Annotated in this window: 19 protein-coding genes, 1 tRNA gene and 1 pseudogene; 11 read left to right on the top strand and 10 right to left on the bottom strand. The window is 54.0% G+C overall.

The window, feature by feature from the left end:
- Nucleotides 1–18: 18 nt before the first annotated feature.
- The 5 genes from JE47_RS0109650 to JE47_RS0109630 form a co-directional block, all read right to left on the bottom strand.
- Nucleotides 19–849: a PhnE/PtxC family ABC transporter permease gene (locus tag JE47_RS0109650; RefSeq protein WP_031459556.1), complete on the bottom strand. Its 831-nt coding sequence runs from the start codon at nt 847–849 to the stop codon at nt 19–21.
- Nucleotides 849–1637, bottom strand: a complete 789-nt coding sequence (phnE, locus tag JE47_RS0109645) for a phosphonate ABC transporter, permease protein PhnE (RefSeq protein ID WP_031459555.1) — start codon at nt 1635–1637, stop codon at nt 849–851. The genes JE47_RS0109650 and phnE overlap by 1 nt, the downstream gene beginning before the upstream one ends.
- Entirely contained in the window at nt 1627–2412 is a 786-nt protein-coding gene (gene phnC, locus JE47_RS0109640; protein WP_031459554.1) for a phosphonate ABC transporter ATP-binding protein, read from the bottom strand. The genes phnE and phnC overlap by 11 nt, the downstream gene beginning before the upstream one ends.
- A gap of 78 nt (nt 2413–2490) precedes the next feature.
- A complete protein-coding gene (locus tag JE47_RS0109635; RefSeq protein WP_269077994.1) occupies nt 2491–3138 on the bottom strand; it encodes a PhnD/SsuA/transferrin family substrate-binding protein in 648 nt (215 codons plus the stop codon).
- Nucleotides 3139–3358: 220 nt separating this feature from the next.
- A complete protein-coding gene (locus JE47_RS0109630) occupies nt 3359–4363 on the bottom strand; it encodes an MDR family oxidoreductase (protein ID WP_031459552.1) in 1005 nt (334 codons plus the stop codon).
- A gap of 112 nt (nt 4364–4475) precedes the next feature.
- Between JE47_RS0109630 and JE47_RS0109625 the strand changes: the two genes are divergently transcribed.
- From JE47_RS0109625 to JE47_RS0109595, 9 genes and pseudogenes are all read left to right on the top strand, one after another.
- Nucleotides 4476–5225, top strand: coding sequence for a VOC family protein (locus tag JE47_RS0109625; RefSeq protein ID WP_031459551.1), 750 nt, complete (start codon nt 4476–4478; stop codon nt 5223–5225).
- 10 nt (nt 5226–5235) lie between these two features.
- The gene (locus tag JE47_RS0109620; protein ID WP_031459550.1) at nt 5236–6537 is read left to right on the top strand and encodes a hypothetical protein; all 1302 of its coding nucleotides are present in this window, start codon (nt 5236–5238) and stop codon (nt 6535–6537) included.
- A 28-nt stretch (nt 6538–6565) separates the two neighbouring features.
- Nucleotides 6566–6637 (top strand): annotated as a pseudogene (locus tag JE47_RS22515) (zinc ribbon domain-containing protein); the annotation flags it as partial.
- Between the two features lie 108 nt (nt 6638–6745).
- A complete protein-coding gene (locus tag JE47_RS0109615) occupies nt 6746–7618 on the top strand; it encodes a hypothetical protein (RefSeq protein ID WP_051871118.1) in 873 nt (290 codons plus the stop codon).
- Between the two features lie 12 nt (nt 7619–7630).
- A complete protein-coding gene (locus tag JE47_RS0109610; RefSeq protein WP_031459548.1) occupies nt 7631–8101 on the top strand; it encodes an SRPBCC family protein in 471 nt (156 codons plus the stop codon).
- Between the two features lie 51 nt (nt 8102–8152).
- The gene (locus JE47_RS21310) at nt 8153–8698 is read left to right on the top strand and encodes a chloride channel protein (RefSeq protein WP_081910014.1); all 546 of its coding nucleotides are present in this window, start codon (nt 8153–8155) and stop codon (nt 8696–8698) included.
- Nucleotides 8622–9245 carry a chloride channel protein gene (locus JE47_RS21000; protein ID WP_081910013.1) on the top strand — a complete coding sequence of 208 codons (624 nt, stop codon included), beginning with the start codon at nt 8622–8624 and terminating at the stop codon, nt 9243–9245. Before JE47_RS21310 ends, JE47_RS21000 begins: the two co-directional genes overlap by 77 nt.
- Nucleotides 9246–9661: 416 nt before the next feature.
- A complete protein-coding gene (locus tag JE47_RS0109600) occupies nt 9662–10489 on the top strand; it encodes a glycosyltransferase family 2 protein (protein WP_031459547.1) in 828 nt (275 codons plus the stop codon).
- Nucleotides 10490–10575: 86 nt separating this feature from the next.
- On the top strand, nt 10576–11778 hold the full coding sequence (locus JE47_RS0109595; RefSeq protein WP_201771212.1) for a hypothetical protein: 1203 nt from the start codon (nt 10576–10578) through the stop codon (nt 11776–11778).
- Here JE47_RS0109595 and JE47_RS21585 read toward each other — a convergent pair.
- The 4 genes from JE47_RS21585 to JE47_RS0109580 form a co-directional block, all read right to left on the bottom strand.
- Nucleotides 11720–11932, bottom strand: a complete 213-nt coding sequence (locus JE47_RS21585) for a hypothetical protein (RefSeq protein WP_152556034.1) — start codon at nt 11930–11932, stop codon at nt 11720–11722. The two genes, JE47_RS0109595 and JE47_RS21585, sit on opposite strands and share 59 nt — an antisense overlap.
- 31 nt (nt 11933–11963) lie before the next feature.
- A tRNA-Arg gene (locus tag JE47_RS0109590) sits at nt 11964–12039 on the bottom strand.
- Between the two features lie 164 nt (nt 12040–12203).
- Nucleotides 12204–13415: an anion transporter gene (locus JE47_RS0109585; RefSeq protein WP_031459545.1), complete on the bottom strand. Its 1212-nt coding sequence runs from the start codon at nt 13413–13415 to the stop codon at nt 12204–12206.
- A gap of 274 nt (nt 13416–13689) precedes the next feature.
- Nucleotides 13690–14736: a CehA/McbA family metallohydrolase gene (locus JE47_RS0109580; RefSeq protein WP_031459544.1), complete on the bottom strand. Its 1047-nt coding sequence runs from the start codon at nt 14734–14736 to the stop codon at nt 13690–13692.
- Nucleotides 14737–14787: 51 nt separating this feature from the next.
- On the opposite strand from JE47_RS0109580, the gene JE47_RS0109575 reads away from it, so the two are divergent.
- Together JE47_RS0109575 and JE47_RS0109570 are read left to right on the top strand one after the other, a co-directional pair.
- The gene (locus tag JE47_RS0109575; protein WP_031459543.1) at nt 14788–15894 is read left to right on the top strand and encodes a glycosyltransferase family 4 protein; all 1107 of its coding nucleotides are present in this window, start codon (nt 14788–14790) and stop codon (nt 15892–15894) included.
- A gap of 217 nt (nt 15895–16111) precedes the next feature.
- Complete coding sequence (locus JE47_RS0109570) at nt 16112–16477, top strand: DUF309 domain-containing protein (RefSeq protein WP_031459542.1); 366 nt, start codon at nt 16112–16114, stop codon at nt 16475–16477.
- A 34-nt stretch (nt 16478–16511) separates the two neighbouring features.
- Here JE47_RS0109570 and lon read toward each other — a convergent pair whose 3' ends face one another.
- Complete coding sequence (gene lon, locus JE47_RS0109565; RefSeq protein WP_031459541.1) at nt 16512–18938, bottom strand: endopeptidase La; 2427 nt, start codon at nt 18936–18938, stop codon at nt 16512–16514.
- Nucleotides 18939–19191 lie beyond the last annotated feature (253 nt).

Below are 19191 nucleotides of genomic sequence, written 5' to 3'. Positions count from 1 at the left end.
GCGAACTCCTGATCGATACTATACCGGACGCTTAATCCCGACCGTTTCTTTCAGACGAGTTGCGGTCCATTCCAGCAGAATGGCGAAGATCAGTACTGCATACGTGAACACACCCAGCTCGCGTAAGTCAAGGTAGAAGGCGCTTGCCATAAACATATCAAACCCGATACCGCCGGCACCGGCAGTTGCCCCCATCGCAATCGCAACCGAGAAGTTAATCTCGAAGCGCACAAACGTCCACGAAAGAAGAGCAGAGGCAGTAGACGGCACAACTGCCTGGAACACCGTCTGCCACCAGTTAGCGCCACTCGCACGCAGTGCTTCCAGAATACCGGAATCAAGCTCTTCAAATGTCTCGGCGTATGCCTTCACCAGATAGCTGATCGAATGGAAGGTCATACCGAGAATAGCAGCGACACTTCCCAGACCGGTTGTGACAGCAAAGAAGAGTACCCAGAGCACGGTCGGAACAGCACGGATGAATGCCATTAGGGCTTTCACAGTGTCGGTAACCTGCCGCGGCGTCAGATTCTGGGCAGCAAATAAGGAGAGGAAAAAAGCAATGATCCCACCAGTAACGGTTGTTAGTAGCCCCAGACCGACAGTAATCATCAACTCCCGAAACAATTCAAACCAACTTAATCGTTCTAATCGTGCTTCGAGAAACACGATCCGAAAGTCGTTGAACATATTGCCCAAAGCGGCAAACACATCGATGTTGCGAGTGTCGAGTGTCACCAGGCCATACGCAGTCAGCAACACCAAGGTGATCAAAGTGACTTGTAATACGGTGTTGGCGCGATTGCGTGGGCGTAAACGGATTCGGCGTGAGGGTAGAGATGCTTCCATCACAGAATTATCCTTCGGATAGCGTTCGATACCGTTTCGATGAGTAAAACGGCAGCAACTGTCACCAATACCACTAGGCTGGCCGACCCGTAGTTGAAGTTCTTAAAGTAGAGATCAAACAAAAATCCAATACCGGTTCCGGTCAGAATCCCGACTAACGTGGCACTGCGGATATTGGTTTCGATCATGTACAGGAGCCAACTGATCAGTTGCGGCAAACAAGATGGAATAACGCTCTGACTGATAATCGCACCATAACTTGCTCCGGTGGCGCGTAGTGCTTCAATCGGTTCCACTCCCACTTCGTCGATAGTCTCAATCATCACGCGCGTGATGAAGCCAAGTGTAACGAAGAAAAGAGCGAAAAAGCCGGTAAACCCACTTTGCCCAAACGAGAAGAGCAAGATTAACGCCCAAACCGATACATCTATATTCCGAAACACACTGGCAATCGCACGGGCCGGCAGGCTAAACCACGGATGGGGACGGGTAGTGTTTGCACCAAAGAGGGCTAATCCCAGGCCAAGCACGGCGGCGATAGTCGACGATGCGATCGCAACCAGTACCGTCTCTTGCAGCTTGCTCAGAATATTTGGTAGCCGCGACCAGGCCCGTTCGTCTGGGATGAAGTTTACTACCGCCCATGCAAACGCTTGTGGTACGGCAAGGAGTCCTCGTACTACATCGAACTGCGTGAGTACAATGCTGCCGTAGGTAACACTAAGAATAACGACGAAAAAGAGCAGTGATTGGAGACGGCGACGGCGAAAAAAAGTATCAGGCTGCATAGCGCTCCTTTAGATCAAGGATCAGTTCGCCAGCCTCTGAGCCGTAAATCTGGTAGATTTGCGCATTGCTCAGTGCATGTGGCGGGCCGTCGTAGATGACTTGGCCGCGATTGATACCGATGATTCGTTCGGCATAGTGCAATGCCACGTCAACCTGATGAAGATTAACCAAGACTGTAATCCCCATTGTGCGGTTGATTTCGCGCAGAGTATCCATAATGACCTTGGCTGAACTCGGATCGAGTGAGGCAATTGGCTCATCACAGAGCAGCATCTTTGGCTGTTGCACCAGTGCCCGGGCAATGCCGACACGTTGCTTCTGACCACCGCTAAGCTGATCGCAGCGCTTGTACATCTGCTCGTACAGACCGAGTGTTTCGAGAATACGTACCGCTTCACGCTTTTCTTGCTCACTGTAGAGACCAAGAATGCCCTGAAGGGTGTTTTTGTATCCCAATCGCCCGTGTAACACATTTTCGAGCACACTAAGGCGGTTTACCAAATTGTAATGCTGGAAGATCATTCCGATCTGAGTACGGTGATGGCGGAGTTCCTTGCCTCGTAATTTTGGTACGCTTACGCCATTGAATAGAATATCTCCCTCTGAAACATCGATCAGGCGATTGATACAGCGCAGTAGGGTCGATTTACCAGCACCAGAAGGGCCGATAATCGCAACGAACTCGCCGGATTGAACCGAAAAAGTAATCGAGTTAAGAGCAAGGGTTTCGGCACCGTAGCGCTTTGTCACCGAATGCAGTTCAAGCAGGCTCATAGAACCTCACCTCTTTTCACAGATGAAGCACTGGCGCCAATCGATCAACTGGCGCCAGTGCTATACGTTGTGTTTCCGTCAGCGCAGCTCTCGGATCGGGTTGAAGAACGAGTCATCAACAACCAGGAACCGTTCGTCCTTTGTCTTGCGGAACAATGGCTTGAAGCCTGCATCAATCTCTGCTTTCGTCGCAAAGATGCGAGGATTATTGGCAACAGTATCGGAAGTTAGCACATCCTGAAGACGTTTGATCTCATCGGCAGTCAACATACTGCTGTTCGCAACAAATGGAGCATTAATGACCGGTGTCGATGAGATAATCACAAACTCGGCACCGGGGAACTTATCAAACGGTTCGGGAGCGTTATTCAGAACACGATACACCGCACCGGGCTTGTTTTCCTCACCGGATACTAACTCGATATAGTTGGCAACACAGGCATCGCAGAACGAGGCAATATCCACTTTACCCGAAAGGAGGTTAATGGCGGCTCCCTGGTGCGATTGGCCGAACAAGACTTCACTGAAGAATTTATTCGGGCCACCTTCAATCAGCTCATCAACAGTCAAACTCTTCCACTGTTCCCGCTGGCTGAAGTATTTGACAATACCCGCAGCCGGTACGCGGAAACCCGAGGCTGAGCTAGGCGATACGAATGAGAAGCGCTTACCCTGAATGTTGTCGATTTTGAAGACGCCGTTTTCTTCGTGTGGGTCTGGAAAAATGTTCTTGATTGTCGGGGTATGCAGGCGGGTCAGTAACGTGCACTCTCGGACGAACGGCGCAGGGTGGAGATTGCTATTAGTGGCGACATGACGTTCATGCGTGTATCAAGCACGACTAACCATTGAAACATTGCGAAGCCTTCACCTTCCCCTCTAGCCCTCTTCCTCTCTCGCTTTGAGAAAGGAAGAGGGTTGATGCAGGGATAGGAAATCTGCCTTCTTACCGCTCCTTACTATTCTGAATATCGACCACCACGCGACCACGGGTCTGCGCATTAGTAATCTGTTCGGCATAAGCGGGCAATTCGGCGAATGGAATGACGGTTGTCATCCGATCCAGCAATACTGGCGACAAATCGCGGGCCAGTCGTTCCCAGGCAACGAGTCGTTCTTCGCGCGGTACCATGACCGATTCGATCCCGATCATTGTCACACCGCGCAAAATAAATGGATACACGCTGGTCGTAAACTCGGCGCCACCGGCATTGCCGCAGATCGCAACTGCGCTGCGCATTGCCATTGCCCGTAATACGCCCGACAACACTGCCCCGCCAACCGTATCGATAGCGCCGCCCCAGCGTTCACTTTCGAGTGGGCGACCGGGACTGCTCAGTACATTTCGATCAAGAATGCCGCTGGCGCCGAGGTCACGCAAATAAGCTTCTTCATGAGGACGACCGGTTGCCGCAATCACCTTATGGCCAGCCTTTGCCAGCAAAGCTACTGCAACGCTCCCCACACCACCGGCGGCGCCGGTGACAAGCACTTCGCGTCCGGGAATAAACCCATGCCGCTCAAGGGCCAGCACGCAGAGCATCGCCGTGAATCCGGCGGTACCGATGGTCATCGCATGTTTCAGACTCATTCCCTCTGGGAGTGGTACTAACCATTCACCTTTTACTCGTGTGTACTGGCTGTACCCGCCCCAGTGCCGTTCACCGACGCCCCAGCCGGTAAGAACGACATTGTCGCCGGGCCGGTAGCGCGGATCTGCCGACTCGACAACGGTACCGGCAAAATCGATCCCCGGCGCCAGCGGGCTGCTGCGCAGGATCTTTCCCTTGCCGGTAATCGCCAGACCATCTTTATAATTGAGAGTAGAATAGGCAACTTTTACTAACACCTCACCTTCTGGTAAGGCGCTTAAAGGCAATTCGCGAAACTCAACCTTCCGACCGTCAGCCCCCTCCTCCACCACCAGGGCCGTAAAGCGTTCTTCACTCATCGCCGCTTCTCCTTTTGTGCTGTCAGGTGTGATTTCTGTATTGTCGATTATAATGAGGATAGGAATCTTTGCCAACAGGAACCGCCACTATACCTTCTGTAATGGAGTTTGCATGATTCACGCACTTGATCACGTCGTCATTTTGGTAGAGCAATTGTCGTCGGCAGTAGCGGCCTATACCGCAGCCGGATTTGTGGTGGCGCCAGGCGGTGAGCATGCTGATGGCGCGACCCATAATGCGCTGATTAGCTTTCCTGATGGAACGTACCTTGAGTTGCTGGCGTTTCGACGGCCGGCTCCTGAACATCGCTGGTGGCGACACGTAGCTGTCGGTCCTGGTCTGATCGATTTTGCCCTGTTGCCGGTCAATACGACGATTGCTGTTGCCGCAGCAGCCGACCGTGGCTTGATGATGAATGGACCCGTTGCTGGTGGTCGCATACGCCCTGATGGTCTCAGCCTGGCTTGGGAGACGGCATGGCCGCCCAGTCCCGATCTCCCATTTTTGTGCGGTGATGTAACCGATCGTTCGTTGCGGGTGCCTGATGCTGATTTTTGGGGGCACAGTAATGGTGCGCGGGGTATTGCCGAAGTGATTGTAGCAGTAACCAATCCCATAGCAAGTGCTGGCCGCTATGCGATGTTGTTGGGGATAACACCCCAGGCGGCGCCGGCTGAGGTGCGAATTGCGTTGGGCGAAAGCACGATTGTACTGCGTGGTCCAGACTCGGGTGATCAGCGTGTGATTGATCGACTCGTGCGCCGGGGCGAAGGAATTTGTGCCGTTACCCTGAAAGGGTTGCACTTTCCCGACCTTACCGCAACGCTTGGTGCGGCGATTATGGCTGAACACGTAGCATAGGGCCCTACTTGTGACGATTGAATTTGAGCGTTTTTTGCAACGTGTGCGTGCCGAGCGAGGTGGTTTTTTCGACCGTGATCGCTCTATCACCGTAGTGCGTGCGCCAGGGTGGGTTGATCTGTGTGGTGGGGTAGTTGCCGAAACCGGAATCCATACGCTACTCTGGCCAACCGGTGGCGGGGTGTTGGTAGCACTTCAGCCTGATCCTGAACCGGTTATTCGGATTCGGGTGTGGCAACGGACTGAATCCATTCCTTGCACTGCCTTGTTTCTATCATCGGGGCCGCACGAATATGCAGATGCCGTCAGCGAGATTGATCGTCATCGTCCACCGCGCAGTTCGTGGTGGGGGCCAGCACTAATGGCTTGGGTTGCCCTGATGCGCGAAGAGTTTGTGCGGTTTGGTGGGGGTGCACGGCTGCTTTTACATCCACTCGCCGGTGAAGCAAGTGCTGCTACGGTTATCGCTGCGGTCGCGCAGGCTCTGGTGACCGCCTACAATGTTCACCTTGCGCCACGCGAGCTGGCGATTACCTGCGCCGAGGGTTTGTATCATCTCGACAGTCGCGGGTTGGAATTGATCGGCACGCTAACGACTGTTTGCGCACCGGCCAATGAAGTGCTGGTCGTGCAGCCACATCTGGCCCTAATCGGCGGGAATGTTCATCTGCCGCCAGGTTGTGCCATCTGGACGATTCGCGTCGGTGATGAACCTCGTCAACCACCATTTCGCCTGCGTTCCGCATTAACGCTCGCAGAACGCCTTGTCGCTGAGCTAGTAACAGCGGTTGACCTTCCGCAGGGTCAAGAGGGAGCAATCCTGGCTTCACTTCGTCTCACGGATTTTATACGCTACCTTCGTGACCGACTCCCTGCTCACATGAGCGCTACAACCGGCGCGACATCTGAGCAGATGACACCTTCCGCATTGACCAACTTTGTTCTGGCTGAACAACAGCGATCGCGGATCATCATGGCCCTGTTGCGCGCTGCGGCAAGCCGACTACAACGCGAGGAGGATGTGCATCTGATTGGGGAATTACTCACCCAAAGCCACTGGGAACAAGCAGCACTTGGGTTGATCGACCCGCACGCACAAGCCTTAGCCGAACGTCTGGTCGCATCAACCATTCTGGGAGTACGCCAGCCGGTAGCTGCAACGCAGGCGACACTCGTAGTATTGGGGCGCAATGACGCCGAAGGCGATATCCAACGGATCACGGCTGAATACCAGTCTCTGATCGGGTTGCCGGTGCGGATCGTTGGCGGGAGTCTGGCCGGAGTGAGTCTTGCCGGTGCACGACAGGTTTAAGAATTGAACAGCGTGAGGCGCAAAAGCTATGTCTTCAGAACGATCTTGCCCACAATGTGGTTCGCCAGTCGCGTCTACCGGGCGTTTTTGCCCCAATTGTGGTAACCGTTTGTCGGAACCACCACAAATACCGCTACCATCGGAAACTCCACCCGCACCATCTTCCAGCATCGCCTCCGCTCAGACAGGCAGATGGCGCTGGATCATTATGGCTGTTGCTCTACTAGCTCTAGTTGTCATTGGGAGTCGTGCGTTTCTTATCCAATTATTTCGCTCACCTGAAGCAGCGCCGCCATCGGTGGCGACAGTGCTGACGCCTTCTCCTGCTCGCACTACCACTTTCGTACTCCAGAAAGCATCGGCGACCGCTATCGGTGGAATCATCGGTCAGCCGACACCTCTTGGTGCTGCTGCACTGGCACAAATAGCACAGGCACAGACGGCCCAGGCATTGACAGAGATTGCCCCTACGCAAACGGCAGCAGCACTCGACGCTGAAGTCAGTACACTCTTCGCTCATGCGCGACAAGTCTTTTACGATGAATTTGTTGATAACAGGAATGCCTGGTTTACCGGAGAATTTCAAGAGATTGAACTTGACCTGATCGAAGATGGTGTATTTAAGGTATTGTGGACTGGACGTGGCACATCGTATGAACTGTACGAACTCAGCTCATTCACTGATTTTATGAGCGAAGTCGATTGTCAAATCTTCCGTGGTGGAGAGAATGGTAGTTGCGGTTTGATTTTTGCCGAGCAACGGAATGTTGGCTTCTACAAGTTTGAATTTTTCATTGACTATTACCGCCTCTCGGCGATCACAACCGAAGGCGAACCGGTTGTGTTAGCCGAAGGTGATCCACGTCGCTTGGCCCGCATCAGTGAGCAGAATCGGCTACGTGTCATCAGACAAGGTGATCGGATTCGGCTGTTCGTGAACGGCGCACTGGCTGCCGATCTCCGTGATACCACCTTTGGCGCCGGACGGGTTGGCGTTTCAACGGCCTGCTACCGCGAAGAAGGTGGGGTTGAGGTTCACTTCGACAATTTTGGTATCTGGTCGCTACCGACCGGCTCGTGAAAGGATACGACGATGGAAGCTGCTTTTCCACATCTGCTCGAAGAATTTGTGGTGGTTCATGCCGCGATGGATCGTGTCGAGACAGTTATGACCGATGAGGCATTGATGAAACGCTGGATGTCGCCAGCCGTGCAATTTATACCGCTCGACGGCTGGAACTTCGCGACCGGTGCGCGCTGGCGGTTACGGCTAACCGGTGTAGGGCCATTGCTAGAAGCCGGTTATCTCGTCGTTGAACGACGACCGGGCCTGATTCTCTGGGCATTCGACGGCTTCTGGGAAGGGTTTGATGCCTGGCAGTGGCTTCCGTGGCAGGGAAATCCTGATCAAACGCTTATCCACAATCGCATTGAGTACCGCTTACGTGTGCCTGGTCTTGATCTCATTTGGCCGCTCACGATTGCCCCGCTGATGAAACTGGACGCCCAGGCACAGATGGTACGACTGCGTCAGGTGTGTGAAGAGGTGACACCTTCACGGTGATTGGACTGCTTGCATACGATAACCGAGATCCTGCAGCGGAACGATAAAGGTATGAGCACAGCTCCCGTTTCTGAACCAAAAGTTTTGGCCAATGAGTTAGCCGAATACCTCGATCAACGACAACAGCGACGACGATTACTCCCGCTAGCGATGGTAGTAGGACTGCTGGCTGGTGGTTATACTACTCTTTTCTGCTGGCTTATTGGTGTTGCTGATGGATTACGCACGGTAATGATAGAGTCTTTCCAGCAGGTGCCCTTTGGATGGTTGCTAACAATACTATGGGTGGTCAGTAGTGCGACTCTAGCTGTCTGGCTCACGCAGCGCTATGCACCAGAGGCTGCCGGCAGTGGGATTCCTCACATTGAAGCTGTACTACACCGTCTACGTGATCTACGATGGCAGCGTATCATTTCGGTAAAGTTGATCGGGGGTGTCTTGGCCCTTGGAAGCGGATTAGTGTTAGGTCGTGAGGGGCCGAGCGTTCAGATCGGTGGTGCTGTTGGCCGGTGTTGCTGCAATGCTTCACAGCGGGCCACGCGAGCGTCTGACCTTAATTGCGGCTGGAGCAGGAGCCGGTCTTGCGTCCGCTTTTAACGCGCCGCTGGCCGGTCTGATTTTTGTGTTAGAAGAACTACAACGAGATTTCCGTCCGACGGTCTTTAGTGCTGCATTTGTAGCGGCTGTGGTTGGGAATGTGGTTAGTCGCCTGTTTACCGGGCAATTACCAGTATTTATTGTCCCCGATCATTCAATTCAGCCGTTGCACACCCTAGCGATGTTTGCTGCGTTAGGGGTTGTCTGTGGCCTGGTTGGTGTTCTCTTCAATAAAGCTTTGGTCGGAGGGCTGAGCCTGGTTGATCGTTTAAACCAACGCCAGAAACTTTTCTACACGGCTGTCATCGGGGCAATCGTAGATCTGGCTGGTTTCTGGTATCCAGAATTTATTGGGGGTGGTCATCGCTTTACCGAGCATATTTTGTTAGGACAAATCGGCATGCAGTCTGTTCTGGGTTTTCTCACAATGCGCATGCTCCTTACCCTTGCCAGTTACAGCACTGGTGCACCTGGTGGTATATTCGCTCCACTTCTGGTATTGGGGGCATTGATTGGGTATGGGGCTTGTGTTATTGTCTGGATATAATCAGGACGTTTGAACTGCTGAAGCATGGCTTCAGTAGTTCATAGCACCTTTCCTCAACCTTGTCTGGGTAACCCGTGTACAACCATCCCATCAAACTCATACGTCAACACGAGGAAGGCGGTGAACAGATGGGAGTGACACGATCTGTGTCAATGATCCAGAGGTTTGCTTAGCAACATTTGGTATGGCATGAGACGTTATCAATACAATTGGCGCACAGTGCATATCCCACTGTCACAGTCAGGTTCTCACCTGTCCCAGGCAGTTTGGATCACCGTGCGTTCGTCACGTTCATTAGTAGATCAATCGCTATCGAACATCGGAGACCTGCTGACCACCACCAGAAACCTATCCTGCTGCGAAACGTGGTACCATCATCCACAGGTTTATTGCCAGTCAAGACACAAAGGTCGCAGATGAAGACTTCGGTCATTGTCCTCAGCTACAACACCCGTGAGTTAACACTTAACTGTCTGAGACAGTTTGCGACAGAAGCGGATCGGGCCGGTTGGCAAATCATTCTGGTTGACAACGCCTCACACGACGAGACGGTACCGGCAGTCAGGCGGGAGTTTCCACAGGTAGAGGTTATCTGTAGTGAAGAGAATCTGGGTTTTGCTGCCGGTAATAATCTCGGCCTCCGCCTGGCATCCGGTCAGGCAGTAATCCTTCTGAATAGTGACGTACTGGCTCCTTTTACGACATTGGTCCGTTTGCCTGCGCTGCTTGAAGCATATCCCCAGGCTGCTATCTTATCGCCGCAGTTGTTAACGGCTAGCGGGGCACCCCAAGCCTTCGCATATGGTAACGATCCGACATTACCTTACCTCTCCAAACGTGGTCTTTACCGGCTGTTCAGGCGTGGTGATCTGCACGATTGGGGTGTCCGGTCACCTCTGGAAGTGGATTGGGTTTCAGGGGCGTGTATGTGTGTGCGGCGGGCCGCATTCGAGCAGGTCGGTCTGCTCGATGAACACTTCTTCCTCTATTTTGAAGATAACGACTGGTGTCTGCGAATGCGGAAAGCTGGTTGGAAAGTGATGTATATCCCTACCTTCGCTGTCGTTCATCTTGGCGGGCAAAGCTGGTCTGCTGCCCGTGTTGCCAGTCATCATTACCGCAACAGTTTACGTTATTTTTATCAAAAGCATTATGGGCTACTCGCAACCTGGTTACTCACAATTGGTCTGACTGTGTATCACACGCTCTTGAGAGACCACAGAGAGCACGGAGACGAAAAGTAGATGGATCGTACTCTGTGTGCTCTGTGGTGAGTGTCGGCAAAGGTAATGTTCTCACCACAGAGAGCACGGAGACGAACAGGAGATTGATGCTGATGTCGCGTATTGCCTGGTTACTGATCCTGGCCGGTGTCGTGCGTTTATGCGCAAGTTTATCTGCACGTGATATTATCGATATCCATAATTATCAACACGTAGCGGAGATTATTCATCAACGGGGGATGTTTGGTCTATACACGCATACGCCGGGCATATATCCGTACCCGCCGGTGTGGGTCGGCTTTGAAATGACTGCATTGTGGCTTCACTGGCAAGGTGTCTTGCCGTTTTCACTGGCAATTCGCCTCCCCATCATCATTGCCGATGTTGCGATGGTGGCTATTATCTGGAGGTACGTCCGGCGTCACACGCAATTCCCCCAGCGTGCGTTGTTAGCCGCCGCACTCTACGCCCTGAATCCGGTATCGATCATCATCTCGTGCTGGCACGGTCAGTTCGATGCTCTCCCTGTCTGTGGGGTAGCACTGGCGATGCTTTTCACCGAACACCACTGGCGACGGGCAGCCGGTGCGCTCGGCATTGGCATTGCGCTAAAGTCATTTCCGGTCTTACTGCTACCCATGTTTGCCCGTCAGCAACCATCATTGTCTCGCCAGATTCACTTCATCCTCTACGCCATACTACCGGTGCTCTTCCTGCTCATCCCATTTCTGCTCGCCGATGCCGCAGCCGTGATTCGCGAGTTGTTTGGTTATCGTGGACATGCCCTGCTCGGTGTGATGGTCCCGGTCCGCACAATCTATGTCCCGCTTACCGGTGAACGTTTTCCGGTTGATATGACTCTGCAAGTGATTTCGCTGTCGGCTTACGGTTTTCTTGGTCTGTACGGATGGGCGGTGTGGTATATGAGTCGGTTTCACATTACCTTACCAATGCAGGCAACGATCGTGTTCCTGTTGTTTTATGTGGTATATGCAGGTATCTCACCGCAATATGTGTTGTGGGTGTTGCCGTTTATGATCATGGCAACTGCAAACCAACACTGGCCCGTCCTCCTTTACTCGGCTGTTTCAACACCGGCCTTGATTGGGCTGTATCTGTACGCAGTAGCCGATATATTTCCTTTTACCGTTGATTTGTTACCAGAATATACCCGCCTGGCTTATGGAGTGTTTGGCTCATTGTGGTGGGGGTGTTGTCTGCTGTTGTTGGTTGCCTTGACCAGACAGGCTGTCACATCATTGCCGCCCGGCGCACCTGTTGTACGGCAGTTTGCGCAACTGTCTGAATGACTTCAGTCGCTTCACGACTAATGAAGCTTTGAGTAGGATCGGCTCGCTGCGAACCGACATGCTCTTGAGCGTGATAGCGGATGGTAATCGAACCCTGGCCGGTTATGCTATATTTGATCGCTCGTTGACCTACGCCAAAACCAAACGTGGGCAAAGAGCTACATCGCTCTGCCCACGTTTGCTGCTGGCGCCCCCGGTGCGACTCGAACGCACGACACGCAGTTTAGGAAACTGCTGCTCTATCCCCTGAGCTACGAGGGCGTATCCTTCCCGAGTGTACCATACTCGTTCTTTACGTGCAAGTATGAGTGATGCGACAGCACGACCATCTTTTGCGCGCACCAATATCAGACTCTTGCGCCAGGAACCTCTCGCCAGCCACGTGCGCCAGCAATTGGTGAGCACGGTACCGCTGCCACCTTTTTTCAAACTAGTACCAGACTCACGATGACAGTTAAGATGGTTACCGGCAGACCGACCTTCAGATACGCGCTAAAGGTTACCCGTACTCCCCAGCGTGCGGCTAGTTCGGCCATGATCAGGTTGGCGACCGAACCGAGCAACGTCAGGTTGCCGGCTAGGGTTGCTGTTGCCGCTAACGTTAGCCAGGCTCGCTGTTGATCGGCAAACGCCGGTACTAATCCCTGTAACAAGAGCACGGCCGGTACATTACTGATCAGATTCGAGAGAATGACCGATACGATACCGAACGGTACCATCCCAGCCTGAGCCAGTGGGCGCAGCGTAATAAAGAGACGTTCCGTCCAACCTTGAACATCGAGTGCGTGTGTAACCACAAAAAGTCCGGCAAAGAAGGTGAGAAGGTTCCAGTCGATGATTTTGAACACGCGCTCAGGACGTAAGCGCCGTGTGGTAAGCAGGATGGCCGCCGCTAAAAATGCCGCCAGCGGTACCGGTACACCGATGAGAAATGCGATCAGCATGAAGCTGATGACCAGCGCTGCTTTGCGAAGGAGCGGACGGTAGATCCGTGTGCGTAGAACATCAGGAGCAGTGAGGGTACCGCCCTGGAATTCGTCACGATAGACGAGCATGACAATCACCCAACAGATCACCAGCCCAATGAGGGCAGTTGGGGTCAGAGCGATGGCGAAATCGAGGTAGGGGATTTTAGAAGCGTTACCGATGATGATGTTTTGTGGATTACCGGTAATGGTAGCAGTTGAACCGATATTCGCCGCTACCGCCAGACCGATCAGGTAGGGTAGCGGGTTGCGACGTGACGAGCGAGTTACCTCGAGGACGATTGGCGTCATCATGATCACGATGGTGTCGTTGAGGAAGAGCGCCGATAATACGCCGCTCGCCCCAATGACCAGGGCTAATAATGAGCGTGGACCACGGGCGAATTGTACGACTCGTTGCGTAATAAAGCCGAAGAAGCCGGAGAGAAAGAGACTGCCGTTGATGACCATCATGCTGAAAAGTAAGAGGATGGTATCCAGATCGAGCGCAGCGTAGGCTTCTTCGAGCGAGATGGCGCCAATGCCAAGCAGAAGTGCCGACCCGATTAGCGCAATTGTGGTACGGTCGGCGCGAATTAGCGGCCAGCGACCAACGGCAATACCAATGATCGTCGCTGCAACGATGAGCAGCGTAAGAACGGGGATCACCATAAATGATACAGGTTTCTAAGAACAAGAATGATGACTGTACAGCGGTATTGTATGAGCAAATGCGATGCATGTCCAGGAGACGTATTGCCATACTGTCCTGTTGCCAGCGATTCAGCGGGTTTCAGAGCCTGATCCGCTCGTTTGTGTGGGCAGGGTGCAGGCCTGCATTCTGCGGTGAAGGGATGGCAAGCGCCCATCTCGGAGCACGCATTACCCCTTGCACCTAGGAGAACATGTTCCAAGGCCTTGTAGCGGGTACGCCGGTCTACCAAACTCAGGGAGTCACGAAGATTGGATTAGTAAAGAGCCAAGGTTTCCCACCCCAGTAAGCTTCCACGCGATAGACACCATCGTCGGTAACTGTTTGGCGTATCCGTCGCACGCCACTGGTCATGACCTCGCCATTCACGATCAGACGAACATAGGCATCGGCGCCGACATCAACTTCAACCAGAAGTGGGCTATCGGTCAGACTGAGCGTATCCCCCAGTTCGGCCAGGGCATTCGGTCGGCTTAACCGAAAAACTATTGATGGCGCATCACCGTCGAGCCGGTTGACGAAATAGCAACGACCGGCTGTTAACGCAGCATAGACCTGATTGGTGGCAATTGTCGCCTCGTGACTGAGCGGCTCAGGCAGCAAGAGGTAATTGGTCAGCGTGCGAAACATCCACGGGTAGGGGAAGACTTCAATCTCACCCCACGGCGCCTGACGTTTGAAGCCATGAGCATCGACTCCGCCAATCCCAAAGGTACGTCGGCCAACCATATTGAGCCGATCCCACCAGGCCAGCGTCGCTAGCGTTGGACCACTCAGACCAAGACGCGGGTTTAGTATCAGTGCCAGCTTGTTGCGGTCGGTGAGATGTTCACTCCAGTCGCTCATGAGATTCCACAGCTCTAACCCAACCACTCGCCCTTCACGCTGACTCGGCCCATCAATCGTCCAGTCATCCCAGCGATAAATGTCTTTGAACGAATTACGAACTCGCTCATCGGGGTGAGCAATGATGCCGAAGCCTCCGCGATGGTACACTTCATCGATGAACTGCTGCGGCGGCAATTCATTGCTGATCACGGTATCCACATTGAGGGCCAGGAAGTGATTATGATCGGGTGTGATCTCGTGACCGACGATCACCAGGACATCGTCGTGCCATCCGGCAAACGGCAGACCGGCCAGTGTGTCGTGATCGGTCACGATGATCCAGCGTAGCCCTGCTTCATGGGCAGCCGCTATCAATTGCGGAAAGGTCGCCGAGCCATCAGAATAGGTCGTGTGCATGTGTATTGCACCAGGATAGACGAACGGATAATTCATGGTACACTCCAGATGACAAATGTTGCCCTCTGCATGCTACCACAGAGCAGTATGAAGATCATCGATATTGATGCCAGTCGGGTGACGATGAAGCAACGTACCGGTACTGAACGGTACAGTTATGAAGTGATTGCGGCTCTTGATCGGATCGCACCTGCTGATGTTAGCTTCCGCTTGTATACCAATGGTGGATGTGAACGACTCCCGCCTTTGCGTCCACGCACAATAGTACGCGATATTCGTCTCCCGCGTCTCTGGACACACCTCCGGCTTGGTCCGACAAGCTGGCTCGCTCGCCCTGATGTGCTCTTTGTACCAGCCCATGTGATCCCTCTCATCCACCCACCGACGGTCGTTACCATTCACGACGTAGGGTTCCGCGTATTCCCGGAAGCCCATACCGCCCGCCGTCGCCTCGAACTCGAACTGACGACCCGCTGGAACGTCCGTGCGGCCCGTCACGTACTCACCGTCTCGCAAGCAACGAAACACGATCTGGTGACGTGGTACGGTGTTGATCCAGGGCGGATTACAGTTACCTATCACGGTTTGAGTGAGACATTCAGGCCACCTGCCGATTACCATCTGATCAGCGACGTGCAGGCTCGTTATGGCTTACAGCAACGTCCCTATCTCATCTACATCGGCACCGTGCAACCACGCAAAAATCTGACTCGGGTTATCGAGGCACTGGCAATAACCCTAGCCGCCGGATATGAGATCGATCTGGTGATCGTCGGCAAACGTGGTTGGTTAAGTGCTCCAATTGAACGTCGGGCGCAGGAGTTAGGAATCACGCATTACGTCCATTTTATCGGATACGTTGCCGACAGCGAACTGCCTGCGCTTCTGGCTGGTGCGCTGTGTTTTATCTTTCCATCGCTCTACGAAGGCTTTGGCATGCCGGTGATCGAGGCAATGGCGTGCGGCACTCCGGTCATTACCAGTACCAGTTCGTCACTGCCTGAAGTGGCCGGTGAAGCGGCGTTGCTGGTTGATCCCCTCGATACCAATGCGATTGCTGCCGCAATCATGCAGATGATCGACAATGCAACGCTGCGCGAAACGTTGCGTCAGCGTGGTCTGGCTCGTGCTCGTTTGTTTACGTGGGAAGCCTGTGCCCGGCAAACGCTTGAGGTGCTGCTGACCGTGTCGTGAGCAGATAACAACCAATGTATCGCCTGGGGCAGGTTCGACCCCTCTAACAACAGGGAGCTTGCGCCGGTTTCACCAATGCTTTCCTGGCACACAAGGCTGGTGGCGCGTGCTTTTGGGCTAACGTTGCAGGTGAACGATATGTATTGGCGAATATGACCAACATCCGAACATGTTGAAGCGACCTACGTTCAGATGAAGACACCTGTCGAGGCTCATTATGACCATTCACGACGAACAACCTTCCGTAGCAGAAGATCCGTTCAGCGTCGGGATTCAGCTTTTCAATCAAGGGGCATACTGGCACGCCCACGAACAGTGGGAAATATGCTGGCGAGCGGCGCAGGGCACAGACGCCGAGTTTTACAAGACGTTGATCCAGACCGCAGCCGCGCTGGTGAAGTGGCGACAGGGCAACCACCGCGGCCTCCGCCTCAACTGGGCCAAAGCGCAACGACGGCTGCATCAGTTGCCATTGTGCTACCGGGGAATCGATCTGACCGCACTGGCAACCGCAGTAACAGCCATTCTAAATGATCCAGAACGAACGCCGGCGCCGAAGCTGACGATGGTAGCCGAGGAATGAGAACACTGTGAATAGAGTAGACGCTTTATTTTCCTCAATCCTCGTCACGACGCGGAATAACCCGTGGCGCTCGCCGCGGCTCTTTCGGCGGTGGCGGCCCCAACACCAGATCAAGCGCTTGTTCAATCCGCTCGATCAGGTGAATCTTCAGGTGTCGCCGCAATGTTTGGGGAATCTCGACCAAATCGTGTTCATTGCGCTTCGGTAAGATGATCTCGCGGATACCGGCCCGGTACGCGCCCAGGACTTTCTCTTTAACCCCGCCAATCGGCAAGATGCGACCTCGCAATGTAATTTCACCAGTCATGGCTATGTCATGGCGCACGCTCCGCCCGGTCAATGCCGAAACGAGGGCCGTGGCAATTGTTACTCCAGCTGATGGGCCATCTTTAGGTGTCGCACCTTCAGGAACGTGAACGTGAATATCAATTTTGTCGAAATGACGAATCTCAATCCCCAGCCGACTGGCGTTCGCCCGTGCAAACGAGAGCGCAGCCTGCGCCGATTCCTGCATCACTTCGCCGAGCTGCCCGGTGAGAAGCAGATTGCCCTTGCCGTCCATCAATACCACTTCAACCGGCATAATGTCGCCACCGGCGCTGGTGTAGACCATACCAATCGCCACCCCTACCTGATCGACCGGATCAACTTTGCCGATTTCAAAGCGCGGCGGGCCGAGCAGTTTGGTCAACGCCCGTGGCGTAACCTGACGCGGATAGCGCTTCCCTTCGGCAATCCGGCGAGCGATTTTGCGACAGATAGCACCAATCTCGCGTTCGAGGTTGCGTACCCCGGCTTCGTATGTGTAGTGGCGAATAATGGTGGAGATGGTCTGGTTACCAAACCGAATAGCCGCTGGCGGCAAGCCACTATCGGTCATCTGACGCGGAATGAGAAAACGACGAGCGATATGGAGCTTTTCGTCTTCGGTGTAGCCGGGGAGTTCCACCAGCTCCATTCGGTCGAGGAGTGGGTCGGGAATATCCTCGGCGACATTCGCCGTTGTAATGAAGAGGGTCTGACTGAGATCGTAGGGAAGATCGAGGTAGTGATCGCTGAACGTGCTGTTTTGTTCAGGATCAAGCACCTCTAGTAGCGCTGCTGCCGGATCACCCCGAAAATCGCTTCCCAGTTTGTCTACTTCGTCGAGCATAAAGACTGGGTTGATCGTACCGGCGACCTTCATCCGCTGCAAAATCCGACCGGGTAGCGCACCGATGTAGGTGCGTCGGTGACCACGAATTTCGGCTTCGTCGTGAACACCACCCAGACTCAAACGGACAAAGCGCCGTCCGAGGGCTTCGGCAATACTCTGACCAAGGCTGGTTTTGCCTACGCCGGGCGGACCAACGAAACAGAGAATGGGCGCTCGTTTTGACGGGCCGGCCAATTGGCGCACTGCAATGTATTCCAGGATACGATCTTTGACTTTCCGCAACCCGTAGTGGTTCCGTTCAAGGACTGCTGCCGCTGCCCGCAGATCGCGATTCTCTGGACTGGCATTACTCCACGGTAGTGAAAGCAACCAATCAAGATAGGTGCGCAGCATCCCGTGTTCGGGAGACATCGGCGAAATCAATTCAAGCCGTGCCAACTCTTCTTCAAAGCGCGCCATCGCATGGGCTGGTAAACCGGCAGCCGCTGCCCGTTCACGCAAGAGGAAAAGTTCCCGACGCGACGGGTCTTCTTGGCCGAGTTCGCGTTGGATCGCCCGCAACTGCTCTCGCAGGAAGAGTTCGCGTTGGCTGCGATCAACCTCTTGTTGCACCTGACTGTGAATGCGATTTTCTAGTTCGAGGAGATCCAGCTCTTTCGCCAGCAGAATCTCAAGCTGACGTAACCGCTGCTCAATATCAACTAGCTCGAGAATACGCTGCCGGTCTTCAATAGAAATCGGGAGCAGCGAAGCAATAATATCGGCTAATTCGCCTGGTTCGGCACTGTTAAGCGCGGAAAGATACGCATCATCGGGCAGGTTCCGCGATAGACGCACGATCTTCTCGAAGGTGGTCAGAATAGTACGACTCAGCGCCTCGACCATCAGCGCGTCATCTTCATCGAGCGGCGGCGTAGCGAGTGGTGTTGCCAGTACACGCAGCGCCGGGTATTCGGCTACCGCACTGACAATCTGCATACGCTGGCGCCCCTCGAGCACAATGCTGAGTGTGCCATCGGGCAAGCGGCGTAGGCGCTGCACAACTGCCTCAACCCCGACCGTGTAAAGGTCTTCAAGTCCAACGTTTGTATCAGCCGCCGGGCCACGCACGGCCACCGCCAGTACCAGCCTATCACTGGCGGCAGCCTGTTCAACTGCATTGATCGCCCGCTCATCACTTACCAAGAGCGGAGCCAGCATCTGTGGAAACAAGACACTATCAAGCAGCGGAAGTACCGGTCGTTCGTACACAACCGTACCGGCGGTAGGTGATGCCGATTGTTCATTAGCCGGAGTCGTGGTCATATCTTTGCTCCTGCGCAGGCTAATTCAGAAATTCAGGCGATCAAAAGCCTGCGCATTATGGTCTTTGTACATTCAGTGTAACATATGCCGCCAGTATTCGGGTGAGAGCAAATATGTATCCCTCCCCTCACCTTCCCCCCTGCCCCCTTCCTCTCCCACGCTGCGGGAGAGGAAGGGGGGGCGCCTTCACCTTCCCCCCTGCCCCCTTCCTCTCCCACGCTGCGGGAGAGGAAGGGGGGGGCGCCTTCACCTT

Source organism: Chloroflexus sp. MS-G, from assembly GCF_000735195.1.
Taxonomy (GTDB): Bacteria; Chloroflexota; Chloroflexia; order Chloroflexales; family Chloroflexaceae; genus Chloroflexus.
This window is presented reverse-complemented; position numbering and strand designations above follow the sequence as displayed.